Here is a 14,475-nt window from a genome sequence, read left to right as displayed (position 1 = left end):
TTCCTTAGTTCTAGACAGAGAAGGTGATCACTTGGCTCAGCAACCAAACGCAGCATATGGAGGACAGGCCGTAATCGAAGGCGTCATGTTCCAAGGGCGGCACGTCAACGTCACGGCAGTAAGACGAAAGAACCAAGAAATCGCTTATTACGAGGTACCTAGAGGCTCGACCCCGAATATCGTGAAGGGGCTGAAGAAGATCCCGTTCATTCGCGGAATCGTCGGCATCATCGAATCTTCCGCCAAAGGCTCGCAGCATCTCAACTTCTCCGCGGAAGCATACGCGGAGGACGAGTCGACTCCCGAAGAGGCAGCCAAAGCCAAAGAGAAGGAAAAATGGAGCTTGTCCATGATTCTCGGCGTCGCGGTGGTCGGGGTGCTGTCCTTCGTCTTCGGCAAAATCATTTTCGCGGCCGTTCCGGCTTTCCTGGAGAGCGAAATTTTCGGCAGCATGTTCGATAATAAAGTGCTTCACAACATTCTGGAAGGCGTTATCAAGATCGCGCTCTTGCTCTTCTATCTCTGGTTCATCTCCAAGACGCCGATCATCAAGCGGCTGTTCCAATACCACGGAGCCGAGCATAAGGTCATCAGCGCCTATGAGGCCGGAGACGAGCTGACCGTCGAGAACGTGCAGCGCGCGACTCGCCTGCACTATCGCTGCGGAAGCAGCTTCATCATCTTCACCGTCATCGTCGGCGTCATCATCTATTCGTTCCCGATCTTCCACTGGGATACCGTCTGGGAACGTATCTGGATCCGGATCGCCCTTCTGCCTGCCGTCATCGGCATCGCTTACGAGGTGCTCAAGGCAACGAATGCCGTGCGGGACATTCCGGTCCTTCGATGGCTGGGCTACCCGGGATTGTGGCTGCAGCTTCTGACGACCAAAGAGCCGAACAACGAGCAGGTTGCCGTCTCGATCGCTTCCTTTAACCGGATGATGGAGCTCGATCGCGAATACAGCCAGAGAACGCCTGCGGCCGCTACGGTCTCGGCCTGATTTTACAAAGTTCCAAGCGCGGTTTGCCGCCAACTACCTTGCAGACTTGAGGGGGAGTACGACATGAACAGACGTTTCGGCCCGCTAGGGATCGTCCTGATCGCCTTGATCGCGATCGGCATCTTCAACAGAATCATTCATGGCGCATCCTCGCTGATCATCCCCGTCGTGCTGGTAGCCATCGTGTACTTGCTGTATAAGTTCCCTCCGACATCCTGGAGGAGAAGAGGCTCGGCCTCTTCCGATAGAGCGAAGTACAGGCAAGCGGCGGTCAAGAGCCAGCGGAGGACTCTTGCCAAAGAACGGGAAGACAAGAACGCCAAACGCCGCAATGCTGCCTTCCGGGTCATCGAGGGCAACAAGAACCGCGACGAAGAACCTCCGCGTTACCATTGACCGCCATAACGACAAGACCCCGAGAGCCAACCGGCTTATCGGGGTCTTTCTTTGCAAAGAGATTGATACGTTACTCTTTACGGTTCGATTGAATCGTGACGGAAGGGCCGTCCGATCCGTTCATCAGCCGGCCCGTCTTGCGGTCCCAATTCCGAAAAAACTTCTCTCCCGCCTCCATCCCCGATTGGTATAAGCTCTCGCTCTTCTCGTTCGTCAGATTGAAGTCGGTCGTCCGCACGCCGAGCGTCGGAATCTTGATCGTGCGAACCCGGTTGTTCTGTTCGATATAGCGTTCGTCGTGAGCGCTGAGCATCGTCTCGAACATCGCCTGGAACATCGTGATCGGGCCGACGATCCGATGCGCCTTCATGTCGTTGCGGCCGACCATCTGGAAGCCGATCACGGGGACGGGCTCCTCCTGCCCCTCCTGGTCACTGTCGAAAATCCATAACGGAAAGTTGCTCAGCACTCCCCCGTCCACGATATAGGAGGAGCGAATCGCCTCCGCCAGCTTACGGTGCCTGCGGCCCCTGCTGGTCGGGAACGGCATGGGAATCAGCACCGGATCGAAGAAATACGGAATGCTGACGCTCATCCGGACCGCCTTGGCGACTTCCAAGCTGAGAGGATCGATCCCGTAGTCGACGATATCGTCGGGCAGCACGAGAAGTCTTCCGTTCGTTATATCCGATGCGGTTATTCTAAGCTTGCCTAGCGGAAGATCCGCGAAGGTTCGCACTCCCTTGGCCGCCAGCAGGTTCCGTACCCAAGTCTCCAGCGCTTCTCCCGAATACAAGCCTTTCTTCAAGAACAGACGAATCGCCGGGCCGATGAACTTTAGGTTAAAGAGAGGCGCTCTTCTCATAAAACGGGCAAACGGAGTCGATTCGATGATGAATTTCATCTCGGATGCGGTGTAGCCGGTCGCGAGCAAGGCCGCCACGATGCTGCCCGAGGAGGTGCCGGCAACCTTGTTGAACTGCACGTCGTTCCTCTCCGCCGCTCGAACGGCGCCAACCAAGGAGATCCCCTTCACGCCTCCGCCTTCAAACACGCCGTTCACCTTCATCGGACTCCCCCGTTCCGGGATTCGGAGAATCTTCCGATGCCAGCTTATGCGCCTCCCCTTCCTTGCAGTACATAAGGAAAAGGCCGTTCCCCAGGTTCGTTAGAACCCGACGGGACGGCCTTCGGTCGTTTAATCCTTGTCCAATTCAGCTCGTACGCTCTGAAGCTCTTCCAGCCTCGCAGGGTCCTTACGGAAGTATTCGACGAGCGTCTCGATGCACGTGATCGAATCCCAGCTAAGATGATGCTCGATTCCTTCGACATCCCGATAGATGTTCTCTTCCTGGACGCCGATCGTCGTCAAGAAAGTCTCCAGCAGATGATGCCGGTCGACGAGTCTCTTGCCCACCTTCTTGCCCTTAGGCGTCAATACGAGTCCGCGATACTTCTCATAGATGAGGTAATTGTCCTTGTCCAACTTCTGTATCATCTTGGTTACGGAAGAAGGATGCACCTCCAGCCCTTCGGCGATATCCGAAACGCGAGCATAGCCCTTCTCATCGATCAGGCGATAGATCCGTTCCAGATAATCTTCCATACTTGGGGTCGGCAATGCGGCTCCCCCTTTCCCGACAGTCACTAGCTCTTAGTATCATACACCAGCGGAAAGAGCAGGAGCAAGTGTTCCATCGCAAAACCGGAAGCGTCATCATACCAGAATCGGACAGGCATTCGCCAAGGATTGGCGGATGTTGACACCGTTCGAGCCTGCATTCCATGCCCGCCTATGCGCACACTAATAGCCAACCGAAAGGAGATAGCGACGATGACCCTAATGACCCCCGACCGTCCTCGCCAAGCGAGGGAGACGCCCCTGTTCGTTCCGGAGCTCGTCTATTTCGAGCCGGCTTCGCTCGATTACCCCAAGGGGCAGCGTATCCTGGAATGGGTGAAGGAGCGGAACATTCCTTACCGGACGACGACCTCCCATAATCGAATTACCGGACTGCCCGGAGACACCGAGCTGGAGCAGTATAAAGTAGCGAAGCGCACGCTTGTCGTCGGCCTGCGCAAGACGCTGACCTTCGATACGTCCAAGCCGTCCGCGGAATACGCGCTGCCTCTCTCGACCGGCTGCATGGGGCATTGCCATTATTGCTATCTGCAGACGACTCTCGGCGCCAAGCCTTATGTCCGGGTGTACGTCAATATCGAAGGCTTCGAGGCCGCCTGCACATCCGACCCCGTCGGATTGGAGCACTTGACGGGATCGCTTGCGGACACCATCACCTTCATGGCGAACGAGCCGCTCGGACGCCTTCGCTTCGTGACCAAATACCATCACGTCGAACCGCTCCTCTCGCTTAAGCACAATGGGAATACCCGCATCCGCTTCAGCGTGAATGCCGATTACGTGATCAAGAACTTCGAACCCGCCACCTCCCGCTTCGCGGAACGGATCGAAGCCGCCGGCAAGATCGCCAAGGCCGGCTATCCGCTGGGCTTCATCATCGCTCCGATCATCTGGTATGACGGCTGGCAGGAAGGATACGGAGAGCTGCTGCGCAAGCTGGGGGCCGCATTGCCCGAGGAGGCCTCCGCCGATCTGACCTTCGAGCTGATCCAGCATCGCTTCACGAAGACGGCGAAAAGCACGATCGAGAAGCGTTACCCCAAGACGAGGCTGGAGATGGATGAGGCGAAGCGCAAAAAGAAATGGGGACGCTGGGTCCAACACAAATACGTCTACCCGGACGAGCAGGCAGACGCATTGCGCGAATATATCACAGAGCAGATCTTCGCTCATTTCCCGAAAGCGAAGATCGAATACTTCACCTGAAGGCGGCGGCTTCGCCGCCTTTGGCCTTCTTAGAACTTAAGCCAGTCCGGAGTGATTCCGTTCAGCCAGATCGTAATCGATGTCATGCGATCCGTGAACAGCAGAATGCCCATCACGATCATCAGGACGCCGCCGATCTTCATCAGCAGGTTGGAATATTTCAGAATCCAGCGAGTCGATCCGATGAAGAAGGCCAGCACGAAGAACGGAACGCCGAAGCCGAGCGAATAAGCGGCCGTCATGCTCGCCCAGGTACCGGGCTGGCTGGCGGCGAGCGCAAGGATCGAAGACAGGATGGGCCCCACGCAAGGAGACCAGCCCGCGGAGAAGCCGACTCCGAAGATGAACGACCCCACGTAGCCCGCAGGCCTCCAACTCATGTTCATTTTCCGCTCCTTCATCAGAAGCTGCGGCTGGAACACGCCCAAGAGGAACAAGCCCATCAAGATGATCAGCAGCGCCGAGATCTGGCGAATCGGGTCCTGATACTCCCGGAACGTCGAGGCGAACGCATTCGCCGTATAGCTGAGCGTGAAGAAGACGAAGGAGAATCCAAGGATAAAGAAGAACGTATGCGCCATGGTCTTCGTCCGTACGCTGCGGCTGGTATCGGACTTCAGCTGGGTGACGGAAATTCCGGTTATGTAGGACAAATAAGACGGATATAAGGGCAAACAGCACGGGGAGATGAAGGAAGCCAGTCCCCCCGCGAAAGCTATGCCGATATTGACTTCATTCAACGTTAGCCACGCTCCTGCTTTATACTCTTATTTTGCGAGACATCGCCAGTGATGCTAGCAGAATGGCAATCAGAAGCAAAACGATCGTGCCCCCCGGAGCCAGGTTCCAGACGCCTGCCATCCACAAGCCGAACACGACGGCCGCCTCGCCGATGACGACGACGAGAACGATGGATTGGCGGAAGCTCTTCGAGAGGACCAGGCTGCAGGCCGCCGGAATGGTCAGCAGCGCGGAGACGAGCAAGGCTCCGACGATCTTGATCGAGGCGCTGATCACTAGAGCGGTCAGAATGCTGACCAGGATATTGAAGTAACGGACCGGCAATCCGCTGACCGACGCGGCATCCTCGTCAAACGTAAGAAGGAACAGCTCCTTCTTCAGCGCAAGCACGATTCCAAGGACGATAACGGTAACGATGGCGATGATCAGAATATCCGTATTGTCCAGCGTGTAGATGCTGCCGAACAAATAGGAGTTCACATCTAGGTTATACCCTTTTCCCACGGTGAACAAGAGGGAAGCGAGAGCGATTCCTCCCGACATGATGATGGCGATGGATAATTCCGCGAAAGAACGGTATCTACGCCGCAGCGCCTCGATTCCGAAAGAGGCGATAATCGCGAAGACTAGTCCGACCGCTACCGGATAGACGTTAATGAGGAAACCCAGCGCTACGCCTGCGATGCTGACATGAGACAACGTGTCTCCGATCATCGCTAGCCTTCTTAAGACAAGGAACAGCCCTAGCAGCGGGGAGGTAATGGCGATCAGGGCGCCGCCGATAAGCGCGCGTTGAAAAAACTCGGCCGTTAACAGTTCCAAAGCCCTCTACCCTTCTTTCCGCAAGGAATGCAGGAGATCCGTCTCGACGCAATCCTCTAGATCATGCGAGTGCCTGACATGGAAAGACAGCTTGCCGCTCGTGCTCTTCGGGGTCTCCCCCAGGTAGGAGCGTACCATCTCCATGTCGTGCGATACCATCAGGAAGGTGATGTTGTGCCGGTTGTGCATATGCAGCAGCAGGTTAAAGAAGTTGTTCTGGGTCTCGGTATCGATTCCCGACATCGGCTCGTCCAGAATGAGCAGCTTCGGATTGTTGATCAGAGCCCGCGCCAGAAACACCCTCTGCTGCTGCCCGCCCGACAGCTCCCCGATCCTTTTCTCCGCCAGATCGCGGATCTTCATCGTATTGAGCGCATCCTCGGCGCGAATATGGTCTTCCTTCGTCATCCGCTTGAACAGCTTGCGCCGTCCGTAAAGCCCGGAGAGAACCACTTCTCTGACCGTAGCGGGAAACAGCGGATTGAAGTGATTGCGCTGCGGCACATAGCCGATCAGCTGCCAATCCTTGAACCGGGACATCGGGGTGCCGAACAAACGGATCTCTCCGGACACCGGCTTGATCAAGCCGACGATCATGCGGAGCAGCGTTGTTTTGCCGGCGCCGTTCGAACCGATGAGTCCGATAAAATCGCGTTCGCGGGCAACGAAGTCGACTCCGCTAAGCACCTGCTGCGACCCGTAGGAATAGCTGACGTTGTCTAGCGTGACGATCTCCTGATGGCAGGAAGGGACATTCGATAGATGGTCATTCCTCATAGCTTCAACTCCTTCCAGTCTTTCATTGTAATGCCTTGACCAGGTTTTGCAAATTTTTCTCCATCAGCGAGATATAATTCTCGCCTGCCTTCTTCTGTTTCGGGGTCAAGCCTTCGATCGGATTCAGCACGTCGATTTCCACTTTCGCTTCGCTCGAGATCGTCTTCGCCAGTTGGCTCGATACGAGCTCCTCGAAGAATATCGTTCGAATCTTGTTCTCTTTGACGAACTTGGCGACATTCAGCAGATCCTGCGAGCGCGGCTCCGCTTCCGGGGACAAGCCCATGATCGCCACTTGGTTCAAGCCGTAATCCCGCGCCAGATAGCCGAACGCCTGATGGGTGACGACGATATTCCGATTCGGCACCGCGCCAAGCTCCCGCGTGAACTTCTCGTCGAGCGCGGCCAGGCGGTTCTTCAGGTCCTCGTACCGCGACTCGTATGCGGCTTCATGCGCCGGATCCGAATCGATCAACGCCTTGCGAATATTATCCGCCATCACGAGAGAAGATTTCGGGCTGACCCACGTATGCGGATCGACGTTCGAAGCGTGATCGTGTCCTTCTTCGTTGGAATGCCCATGTTCTTCTTCCTCCGGGTTGCCGGAGATCAGAGAGATGCCCGCGCTCGCTTCTACGATCTTCAGGCTGCCGTTGGACTTCGTTCCATGAAGGAAATCCTCGGCCCACCCTTCCAGCCCCGCTCCGTTATAGATGAACAATTGGGCCTTGGAAGCGACCTGCAGGTCCTTGCTCTTCGGAGTCCAATCGTGCGGCTCCACCCCAGTGGGAATCAGATTGACCACATTGGCGTCTTCTCCGCCTATCTCGGTCGCTAGATAATAGAGAGGGTAAAAGGTCGTTACGACGTTCACTTTGCCTTCTACGAAGGTCGTCTTCTGCTCCCCGCAGCCGGCGAGCATGGCGATTGCCAACAGCAGCGCGATCGGCAAACCTGCCCTTCTTAACCGCATTTCCTGTCCCAACTTTCTCTTAATCGTATTAATTACGCTTTAAGGAGTATACTCCGAGTGATTTGCCGCTGTCAACCGATTTACCCTTTGGAAAATAGGCGAGGCGATTGGCGGGATAGAGCGATTGGGATGTATCAGCGAGATAATTGAAGCGGTAGCTGCTGCGTACTGGCGCTTGACTAGTCTCGTTGAGCCGTTGGTGCTTGAAGTTAGCTTAGAAGAGATAGAGAAGAGATCCCTTGCTATGCAGCTAGTATTCATTTTCGCCTTAACTCCTCTAAACAAAACTAGGTTGCGCAGGCGTCAGCCGAAGCGTTGCGCTTGGTACTTAAATCAAAAAAACCGCCCCGCAGGATCAAACGACCTGCGGGGCGGCCTTCTATACGTTCCTCTTTACTTCACGATCGCGCCGTTCGGCATGCCTTCCGGCACGGTTGCCAGCGTAAGCTGGTCGCCGTGGGAAGCGGCGAGGATCATGCCGTGCGACCATTCTCCGCGCAGCTTGACGGGCTTCAGGTTCGCCACGCAGATGACTTTGCGGCCGACGAGCTCTTCCGGCTTGTAGAACTTCGCGATGCCGGATACGACTTGTCTCGTCTCGAAGCCTAGATCCAGCTGCAGCTTCAGAAGCTTATCCGCCTTCGGAATCGGTTCGCAGGCAACGACCTGGCCGACGCGCAGCTCGACCTTGGAGAAATCCTCGATCCCGATCTCTTCCTTCCGATCGACCGCCTCCGCTTCCGGCTTCGCTTCCGCCGCGGCAGGCTTCTCTTCCGCGGCTGCGGGCGCCGCCGCCTTGTTTCCGCCCATCATGTCGACGATCCAGGCGATCTCTTCGGCCATCTCGAGTCTCGGGAAGATCGGATCTCCCTTGGCGACCTTCGTTCCTTCCGGAATGCCGCGGAATGCGCGGATGCTCTCCCACTCGGTCGAGCTGCCGGAGGCCAGGCCAAGCTGCTCCCAGATCTTGCGCGGCGTATGGGTCAGGAACGGCTGGAGCATGATGGACACGATGCGCAGCGCGTCGGCAAGGTGACCCATGACCGAAGCAAGCTGCCCCTTGTTCGCCTCGTCCTTCGCCAGCGCCCATGGCTTCGTCTCGTCGATGTACTTGTTCGTGCGGCTGACGAGCTGCCAGATCGCCGTTAGCGCAACCGAGAATTCCATCGTCTCGAGCGCGGCTTCAACCTTCTCGATGACGGAAGCCGCAACGCTCTCCAGATCCGCGTCGAACTCCGTCGGTACGTCGCCATATGCAGGGATAACGCCGTCGAAGTACTTCTCGATCATCGCCACTGTGCGGTTCAGCAGGTTGCCGAGGTCGTTGGCGAGATCGTAGTTGATTCTCTCGACGAAGTTATCCGGCGTGAACGTGCCGTCCGCGCCGAACGGAACCTCGCGAAGCAGATAGTAGCGAAGCGCGTCCAGACCGTAACGGTCGATCAGCTTGACCGGGTCGACGACGTTGCCCTTCGACTTGGACATCTTGCCGTCCTTCATAAGCAGCCAGCCGTGCGCGAACACCTTCTTCGGCAGCGGAAGATCGAGCGCCATCAGCATGATCGGCCAGTAAATCGTATGGAAGCGAACGATTTCTTTGCCGACGAGATGCACGTCGGCCGGCCAGAACTTCTCGTACAGCGTCGGATCTTCGGAATCGTAGCCGAGCGCCGTGATGTAGTTGGACAGCGCGTCGATCCATACGTAGATAACGTGCTTCGAATCGCCCGGCACCGGAACGCCCCAATCGAACGTCGTACGGGAGACGGCCAGATCCTCAAGCCCCGGCTTGATGAAGTTGTTGATCATCTCGTTGCGGCGGGATTCGGGGAGAATAAAGTCCGGATTCTCCTCATAGTAGGCGAGCAGGCGATCCGCGTATTTGCTCATGCGGAAGAAGTAGCTCTCCTCCTTGACCAATTCGACGGGATGGCCGCTGTCCGGGCTTTTGCCGCCGATGATCTCGCCCTTCTCGTTCTTGATCGGATCGGCAAGCTGGGTCTCGGTATAATAGGTCTCGTCCGGAATGCTGTACCAGCCTTCGTACTCGCCCTTATAGATATCGCCGGTTGCGAGCAGCTTGTCGAAGATCTTCTGAACAACCTTCTTATGGCGTTCCTCCGTCGTGCGGATGAAGTCGTCGTTCGAGATCTCCAGCTTGCGCCACAGGTCTTGGATGCCGACGACGATATCGTCTACGAATTGCTGCGGAGTCTTGCCCGCCTCTTCCGCCTTGCGCTGAATCTTCTGCCCATGCTCGTCGGTGCCGGTCAGATAACGCACCTCATAGCCTCTGAGTCTCTTGTAACGGGCCATCGCGTCTCCCGCGACCGTCGTGTAAGCATGCCCGATGTGCAGCTTATCGCTCGGGTAGTAGATCGGTGTTGTCAGATAGAAGGTTTTGTTGTCTGCCATCAATATAGCCGCCTTTCTCCTTGGATTACAAGCTCGGAATAACGCAAAAAAGCTCCCGTCCGTATGGGACGAGAGCGTCGCTCACGTGGTACCACCCAAATTCCCTTCTTCCCGACATCGGAAGAAGGCTCCTTGTGACCGACAACCGGTCGGCCGTTCCGTTATCGCCGGAAGCGCGTTGTCCCTTACCCGGCAAGCCTTTCGCCGCAGCTCGAGAGCAAATCCTCCAAGACCATCTTCCGAGGTCGCCTATGCCGGTTCGCAGCGTCCACCGGCTCTCTGGGACAGGCTTACCTTCGTACTTATCTCTTCATCGGATTCAATATTCGACTATTGCAACCATCTTACGGAAGTTCGACACCGCTGTCAAGCCCGGCCCTTCGGCTTCTTGCGTTCGGGAACGGGATCGAAACCGCCCGGGTGAAAAGGATGGCATTTGCAGATGCGAACGACGGCCAGGCCGCTCCCCTTCAGGACTCCATGGACTTCGATCGCTTCCAGCGCATACGCGGAGCAGGTGGGAGCGAATCGGCAAGTCGGAGGCTTCAGCGGAGAAATAAACGTTCGATAGAAACGGATCGGCGCTTGGGCGACTTTCCGCAGCATTTCTCTTCATCTCCCCGATTTCTTCTCGTCTCTATTCTGAACCCTTGATGCGCTTGAGTCAAATTGAACGAATAAGGAAGCGGGGTTTGGCGAAAACTCCCAAGAGCATCCCAAGCATCCGCCGGAGAAGGAGACCCAAATGTCCAGAACGCATCGTAAGAAAACCGTCAAAGACTATCTGATCAGCCTCTTGTTCATCACGATCGGCGCCGTCGTCATGGCCGCCGCTCTCGAGCTGTTCCTCGTTCCCAACGAGATCATCGACGGCGGCATTACCGGTATCTCCATCATCCTGTCGAAGCTGACCTCTTGGCCTCTTGGCATTTTCCTCTTCTTCATCAACCTGCCGTTCCTTCTTCTCGGCTTCAAGCAGATCGGCAAGTCGTTCACTTTCTATACCCTGTACGGGATTACCATCATGTCCGTCATGACCCAATTGCTCCATCACGTTAACCCGGTCACGAGCGAGAAGCTTCTCGCCGTCGGCTTCGGGGGCGTCATCCTGGGGGCAGGCATCGGACTCGTGCTCCGCTTCGGAGGGTCGCTCGACGGCACCGAGATCGTTGCGATCATTCTATCCAAGAAGCTTCGAATGTCGGTCGGGCAGATCGTCATGATCATCAACCTGTTCATCTTCACCGCCGCCGGATTCGTCTATGGCTGGGACTCCGCGATGTACTCCATCTTTACCTACTACCTGGCCGCCAAGGTGATGGATATAGTCGTCGAAGGGATCGACGAATCCAAGTCCGTCACCATAATCTCCATGGAGCACGCGGATATCTCCGAAGCGATCAGCCAGCGCCTTGGGCGAAGCACGACGTTGATCCACGCTCAGGGAGGCTACAGCAAAGAGGAAACGCAGATGATCTACTGCATCGTCACCCGGCTGGAGGTCGCCAAGCTGCGCGATATCGTTCAGGAGATCGACTCCAAGGCGCTGATCGCCATCCAAGCGGTGTCCGAGGTCATGGGCGGGGATCTGCAGAAAAAAAACATTCACTAAAAATCAAGAAGCGGCTTGCCGGTCCGACAGTCGGATCGAGCAAGCCGCTTCTTAATTAGGTTTATTTCATGGGGATAAACAGAATGTTCATCGGAAGGTTGGAGCCTAGAGCCGTCATGAAGTATAGTTCAACAAATTCTTCATAGGGTCCCGTGCGGTAAAGCACGCATACATCGTCTTTATTCTGGAGCAAGCTCGTGTTGGATACCATGACCGGGATGTCGTTGACCTTGAATACCCCGGAATAAACGCCGCCGCGGGCATTCGCCGCGATCAACGTATTCGCCTTCACTCGCACCGTCATCTTGTAGACGACTCCGAAGTTGCCCCAATTGTTCTCATAGACGCCGTTCAGCATATCGCGTCCGTCCAGCGACGGATCGTTCACATGATCGCCGAACAGAACCCGTTGCGGCTCGGAGCCGAGCACTTGGTCGATATTGATCGTGCGGTCCGCTCCATCGAACGTTCCGCGAATGTGCTTGGCGTCGCGCGGGAGGTTGCCGAACGTCTTCAGCGTCTCAAGCGGCGCCTTGTCCGTCGAGCTGACCGCGAACAGCGTGAACTCGACATCCGCGCTGGAATTCAAATCCGCGTATGCGGAGAATACGTCGTAATGCTTCAGCGGTTGGGCGCCGAGCTCCGGCATGATCAGCTTCGTCTCGCCCGGCTGGAGCGTCGTCAGCGAAGTCGTGCCGGCCTTGGACGATTCAAGGAATCGTTCCGACGCCAGCTTGCCCGTCCAGAGCCCGAAGTAATTCGGGCCGGCTTGGCCGGACGCGCCGCGGCTGACGTTCGCTACCTGGGAGCTCTTGTTCGTTGCCGCCAGATAAATCTTGAGCGGATCGTTGCCGACATTCAGGTGATAGATGAACAAGCGGAAGTCGCCCGATACCGTATCGCGATACAGGAGGCCCGGCTTAGTCAGGTTCTCCGGGCTGTTCGATGCGAGCAGCTTGCGGTTGGAAGAACTGAACGTGTAAGGCACAAGCTTGTAATTCAGCACGCCTTGACCGTCCGTCTTGTAAATCTCGCCCGGCTGGGTGAACTTCTGGTTGTATTGCTCTTCCGTATAGAGGACCTCGTCGGAGATCGTAATCGTCGCCGAATATTCGGAGGTCAACCCGTGCTTGTCGGTGACAAGGAGGGTAATCAACTGAGGACCGGACACGAAGTAGACGGGCTTCTTGTTGCCGCTCCAGTCGGTCTTGGCGATCGCGTTCTCGTCATCGGTAGACAGATCGGTGTAAGCGATCGGCTCCCCGATCTTGTAGACCGACTTGTCTGTCGTAAACTTCGCGACAGGAGCCTGGTTCGGCGGCAGAACGTTGATCGTTACGGAGTAGGGAGCGCTCCATTCGCCGTTCGTGTCTCGGACCGTGCGCGTAATCGTGTATGTACCCGGTTCGTTGAACATCGATTCGTTGCCGGTCCATTGCTCTTCGGTGATGAAGTCCGGGTTCTGGGACTTGCTCGTGTACGTGACATTCGTCTGAGTCGCGTAGATCTCGGCTTGATCCACGGCGAAGTCGGCCGTCGGCTTCTTGAAGGAGTTCCAGGCAAGCAGGATCTGTCCCTTCGTCGACGTCAGCGCGGATCCCGTTGCGTTCGCCCATGCGCGGACCGGAACCATCAGGCTTCCCTTCAGGACGTAGGCGGTACCGGAGAACGAAGTCTTGACGCCGTTCAACGTGTAAGCCGACGTATTCAGCTTCCAGCGCATCTCCAGGTTGTTCGCGGTGACGATCGATTCCTTCGTCGCGCTGTTATAGCTGATCTTGTACCCATATCGAGCGACTAGCGTGCTCAGCGGCGCATAAGCGATCCCTTTGACCGTTACGGTCGGCTGCGCGGACGTGTAGTCGACGCTGTTCAGCGTTACTTTAGCCTTATCCAAGTAGAGAACGAGCTTGTTATCGCCCGCCTTCGCTTCCGCGATTGTTGTTGCGAATGGGATAGAACCGAATACCAGGGATAAGAGCAGCAGTGCGGAAAACCATTTTCTCATTACCTAATCTCCTTTGCTTCGACAAGAATACGATGGTTGGATGAATATAGGGCGGATGGGATTTACGTTCGTAAGCGGGGTTTCTGGCATGACAGGCAAATCCATCTACCTTATAAACGAAGTTATAAGGATGAAAGTTGCGTTCATATTTACATTTTCCAATTAAAGATTCCATAAATAAAACAGCCGCCAGGGTTCAAGAACCCTGACGGTTGCACAGGCCCGGTATGAATGGACAGCCCTTTAATCGAACCAATTAAGCACGACGAACAGCATCAGCCCGAAGGACAGGACCGAGCCGCCGAGGTACAAGATTCCTTGCCGGCTTCTCTTCTCGAACAGCCTTAGAACGCCGAGGCTAAGCAGAGAACCTACCAGCAGAATAAAAATGACCCCGACGATGAACAATCCCGCCGAAACATCCGATACGTCTGTAATTTCACCCACGAGTCGAATCCTCCCTCTGAACGCCCGAAGCCCAATTGTTAGCAGGACAGGCATCCTCTTCTGGTATTATAACGGATTCGCTCTCGAATAAACAATCGGCTTCTTCGCAAGCTTTCGGCCTTGGCTTGAAGCTCAGCTTCCGCCGAGAATTGGTTAAGCGCTGATTTTGCCCCGTGGGTCATTGGTACAGGTATAAACGCACAGGAAAACATTCGCCCCCCGCATATGCTGATCGTGTGATACAACATCACAAACACATGCTCGGGAGGGTTGCACGATGGGTTATCCGGTTGCAGGCGTTGGTTGCGGTCCAGTCTATGGCGGCATGGGCGCTGCCGCGTTCGTTCTTGTCCTCTTCATCCTGCTGGTCATTATCCTTCGCGCCGGCTGGTACTGATTAATGGTCCGGCTCCCGCAATGACGCCTTGCCGAC

15 protein-coding genes are annotated in these 14,475 nt (G+C 56.0%); 5 read left to right on the top strand and 10 right to left on the bottom strand.

What is annotated here, in order from left to right:
* The first annotated feature begins 31 nt into the window (after positions 1–31).
* Both ELR57_RS05810 and ELR57_RS05805 read left to right on the top strand, forming a co-directional pair.
* On the top strand, positions 32–1,003 hold the full coding sequence (locus tag ELR57_RS05810; protein ID WP_238162417.1) for a DUF1385 domain-containing protein: 972 nt from the start codon (positions 32–34) through the stop codon (positions 1,001–1,003).
* Between the two features lie 63 nt (positions 1,004–1,066).
* A complete protein-coding gene (locus tag ELR57_RS05805; RefSeq protein WP_126958079.1) occupies positions 1,067–1,399 on the top strand; it encodes a hypothetical protein in 333 nt (110 codons plus the stop codon).
* Positions 1,400–1,469: 70 nt separating this feature from the next.
* Here ELR57_RS05805 and ELR57_RS05800 read toward each other — a convergent pair whose 3' ends face one another.
* Both ELR57_RS05800 and mntR read right to left on the bottom strand, forming a co-directional pair.
* On the bottom strand, positions 1,470–2,468 hold the full coding sequence (locus ELR57_RS05800; RefSeq protein WP_126958078.1) for a patatin-like phospholipase family protein: 999 nt from the start codon (positions 2,466–2,468) through the stop codon (positions 1,470–1,472).
* Between the two features lie 129 nt (positions 2,469–2,597).
* Positions 2,598–3,020: a transcriptional regulator MntR gene (gene mntR / locus ELR57_RS05795; RefSeq protein WP_126958077.1), complete on the bottom strand. Its 423-nt coding sequence runs from the start codon at positions 3,018–3,020 to the stop codon at positions 2,598–2,600.
* 213 nt (positions 3,021–3,233) lie between these two features.
* On the opposite strand from mntR, the gene ELR57_RS05790 reads away from it, so the two are divergent.
* The gene (locus ELR57_RS05790; protein WP_370452217.1) at positions 3,234–4,247 is read left to right on the top strand and encodes a spore photoproduct lyase family protein; all 1,014 of its coding nucleotides are present in this window, start codon (positions 3,234–3,236) and stop codon (positions 4,245–4,247) included.
* A gap of 29 nt (positions 4,248–4,276) precedes the next feature.
* Here the strand turns inward: ELR57_RS05790 and ELR57_RS05785 are convergent, their stop codons facing one another.
* The 6 genes from ELR57_RS05785 to yidD all read right to left on the bottom strand — a co-directional run bounded on the left by ELR57_RS05785 (position 4,277) and on the right by yidD (position 10,581).
* Positions 4,277–4,987: a cytochrome c biogenesis CcdA family protein gene (locus ELR57_RS05785; protein ID WP_126958076.1), complete on the bottom strand. Its 711-nt coding sequence runs from the start codon at positions 4,985–4,987 to the stop codon at positions 4,277–4,279.
* A 19-nt stretch (positions 4,988–5,006) separates the two neighbouring features.
* The gene (locus tag ELR57_RS05780) at positions 5,007–5,810 is read right to left on the bottom strand and encodes a metal ABC transporter permease (protein ID WP_126958075.1); all 804 of its coding nucleotides are present in this window, start codon (positions 5,808–5,810) and stop codon (positions 5,007–5,009) included.
* A gap of 6 nt (positions 5,811–5,816) precedes the next feature.
* Positions 5,817–6,587, bottom strand: coding sequence for a metal ABC transporter ATP-binding protein (locus ELR57_RS05775; protein ID WP_126958074.1), 771 nt, complete (start codon positions 6,585–6,587; stop codon positions 5,817–5,819).
* Positions 6,588–6,609: 22 nt separating this feature from the next.
* Positions 6,610–7,560: a metal ABC transporter solute-binding protein, Zn/Mn family gene (locus ELR57_RS05770; protein ID WP_126958073.1), complete on the bottom strand. Its 951-nt coding sequence runs from the start codon at positions 7,558–7,560 to the stop codon at positions 6,610–6,612.
* A 393-nt stretch (positions 7,561–7,953) separates the two neighbouring features.
* A complete protein-coding gene (gene metG / locus ELR57_RS05765; protein WP_126958072.1) occupies positions 7,954–9,975 on the bottom strand; it encodes a methionine--tRNA ligase in 2,022 nt (673 codons plus the stop codon).
* 366 nt (positions 9,976–10,341) lie between these two features.
* Positions 10,342–10,581: a membrane protein insertion efficiency factor YidD gene (gene yidD, locus ELR57_RS05760; protein WP_126958071.1), complete on the bottom strand. Its 240-nt coding sequence runs from the start codon at positions 10,579–10,581 to the stop codon at positions 10,342–10,344.
* Positions 10,582–10,720: 139 nt separating this feature from the next.
* On the opposite strand from yidD, the gene ELR57_RS05755 reads away from it, so the two are divergent.
* Positions 10,721–11,587, top strand: a complete 867-nt coding sequence (locus ELR57_RS05755) for a YitT family protein (protein ID WP_126958070.1) — start codon at positions 10,721–10,723, stop codon at positions 11,585–11,587.
* Positions 11,588–11,648: 61 nt separating this feature from the next.
* Here the strand turns inward: ELR57_RS05755 and ELR57_RS05750 are convergent, their stop codons facing one another.
* Both ELR57_RS05750 and ELR57_RS05745 read right to left on the bottom strand, forming a co-directional pair.
* The gene (locus ELR57_RS05750) at positions 11,649–13,595 is read right to left on the bottom strand and encodes a stalk domain-containing protein (RefSeq protein ID WP_126958069.1); all 1,947 of its coding nucleotides are present in this window, start codon (positions 13,593–13,595) and stop codon (positions 11,649–11,651) included.
* Between the two features lie 243 nt (positions 13,596–13,838).
* A complete protein-coding gene (locus ELR57_RS05745; protein WP_126958068.1) occupies positions 13,839–14,042 on the bottom strand; it encodes a hypothetical protein in 204 nt (67 codons plus the stop codon).
* 277 nt (positions 14,043–14,319) lie between these two features.
* Here ELR57_RS05745 and ELR57_RS05740 point away from each other — a divergent pair, with 277 nt between their 5' ends.
* Entirely contained in the window at positions 14,320–14,439 is a 120-nt protein-coding gene (locus ELR57_RS05740) for a sporulation protein YjcZ (RefSeq protein WP_126958067.1), read from the top strand.
* The last annotated feature ends 36 nt before the right edge of the window (positions 14,440–14,475 follow it).

The sequence above is a fragment of the Cohnella sp. AR92 genome, from assembly GCF_003990975.1.
GTDB lineage: Bacteria > Bacillota > Bacilli > Paenibacillales > Paenibacillaceae > Cohnella.
Note: the sequence above shows the minus strand (reverse complement) of the source record. Positions and strands in the feature narration are given on the sequence as shown.